Below are 1,792 nucleotides of genomic sequence, written 5' to 3'. Positions count from 1 at the left end.
TACGCCAACCTGGCCTCGTTGCTGTTGAACCACATGCCTTGAACGGTGCCAGGTGGAGTCGCGTAAGCGGCTTGCGGTACGCTCGGCTGGCAGTGCCCCAATGTTGGAGAAGTGACGGGAACTGCAGACACCCTGAAGCGTTACTTGGCGCGCGGGCGCACAGCGGCGCCTACCGGATGAGTCCGGGGAGCGAAGATGATGAACAACAACGCAGACACGACCCCTTGGTACGAATGGCAAGGGGCCGTGGTGAACCTGATTCGGGCAGACCTGAGCGAAGTGCTGACCGAAGTTGGTGAGCAAGATGTGGACTGGGACGCGTGGCGTCCGCTCTACGAACAAGGCTTATCGCCGCGGGAAGCGGTGGCTGACGCCTTCCTGCTGTTACCTGCTTAACAGCGCGTCATAAGACTTATGCTCGGCGGCCCATGGTAACTGGGCGCGTCGAGTCCAATACTTCCAGCTCTGTCACTGCGGAGCTGTCGAGTGAGCGCAACCCAACGTCTGCCGGCGATCTTTTTCGGTCATGGCAATCCCATGAACGCGCTGGCCGACAATGTATACACGCGAGCGTGGCGGCAGATAGGCGCGTCGCTGCCTAAACCCAGAGCGGTGCTATGTGTGTCGGCGCATTGGTACGTGCCGTATACAGCGGTGACCGCCATGCCAACGCCGCGAACCATTCACGATTTCGGCGGCTTTCCACGCGAGCTATTCGAGTTCCAGTATCCGGCGCCTGGCAGTCCCGACCTGGCGGCTGAAGTTCGCGAGCTGCTCGGCCCGCAAGTGGGCTTGGACGATTCGTGGGGGCTGGATCACGGCACCTGGGGGGTGTTGTGTCACTCCCATCCCGAGGCTGATGTACCTGTCATCCAGTTGAGCATCGACGAGACACTCACCGCTCAACAGCACTACGAGATCGGCGGCAGGCTTGCGGCATTACGAGATCGCGGCGTTCTGATCGTCGGCAGCGGCAACATCGTTCACAACCTGCATGCCTATGGATGGGGTCGACGTGCGGTCGAGCCGTATGACTGGGCCGTTCGCTTCGAGCAGCAAGCGCGGACCTGGATGCTGGCTGGCGATCATCAGCCGCTGATCGACTACGAACAGTTGGGTAGAGATGCGGCACTCTCTGCGCCGACGCCTGAGCACTACTTGCCGTTGCTCTATGTGCTTGGTGCGCGCTTGCCGGGCGACGCCGTTAGCTTTCCGATCGATGGTTTGGACGGCGGTTCGATCTCGATGCTGTCAGTACAACTTTCTTGAGTCGTACATAAAGAAACAGCCCGATGTGTAGATCCACATCGGGCTGTCGGTGTGCAAGAAAGCCGAGCTCGCCACACTCGTCAATGTGCGTGGAGAGCCGCGCGTGCCGGGTGACGGATTAGCCGCCGCCCTGACGTTCCTGCAACTTCGCCGCGACGCGCTCGCGCACGTCAGCATTGGCCGTCATGGTCTCGACGATTTGATTGAACTCGTCGACCTTCAGACCGGACTTTTCCACCGCTGCGATCATCTGCGACTCTGCATTGGCCTTCACTTGATCCGCTTGCGCAGGATCCTTGGCGGTCTGCAGCTCTGAGGCGGCCTTTTCCTGGATGGTCTGGACCGCGACATACGCATCGGCAAATTGCTCGATCTTCTGATCGCTGATATTCGCGGCGGGAGCGGAACTGGTTTCAGGCGCTTCGGTAGCCTGCGGGGTGGGTTCTTCTTGCGCTTGCTGCACCTGGGCCCATGCCGCAGAGGCCACGACGGTGCTGGCAGCGAACAACGCGGGATAGATCAG

At 60.6% G+C, this 1,792-nt stretch carries 3 protein-coding genes; 2 read left to right on the top strand and 1 reads right to left on the bottom strand.

The features are described 5' to 3' along the window. The first annotated feature begins 198 nt into the window (after window positions 1–198). Together JNL55_RS16590 and ygiD are read left to right on the top strand one after the other, a co-directional pair. Window positions 199–396: a hypothetical protein gene (locus tag JNL55_RS16590; protein ID WP_293855801.1), complete on the top strand. Its 198-nt coding sequence runs from the start codon at window positions 199–201 to the stop codon at window positions 394–396. Window positions 397–486: 90 nt separating this feature from the next. Next, window positions 487–1,269: a 4,5-DOPA dioxygenase extradiol gene (gene ygiD, locus JNL55_RS16585; protein WP_293855798.1), complete on the top strand. Its 783-nt coding sequence runs from the start codon at window positions 487–489 to the stop codon at window positions 1,267–1,269. Between the two features lie 118 nt (window positions 1,270–1,387). On the opposite strand, the gene JNL55_RS16580 is transcribed toward ygiD, so the two are convergent. Next, the coding region (locus tag JNL55_RS16580) for a DUF4168 domain-containing protein (protein ID WP_293855795.1) at window positions 1,388–1,792 on the bottom strand (405 nt) is incomplete at its 5' end.

Origin of the sequence: Steroidobacter sp. (assembly GCF_016790065.1) — a bacterium.
GTDB lineage: Bacteria > Pseudomonadota > Gammaproteobacteria > Steroidobacterales > Steroidobacteraceae > Steroidobacter.
The sequence above is the reverse complement of the archived record's forward strand: the minus strand, read 5'-3'. Positions and strand labels throughout refer to the sequence as shown.

Coding starts and splice junctions, on each gene's coding strand:
- JNL55_RS16590 (WP_293855801.1), top strand. CDS start 199: ATGAACAACAACGCAGACACGACCCCTTGGTACGAATGGCAAGGGGCC.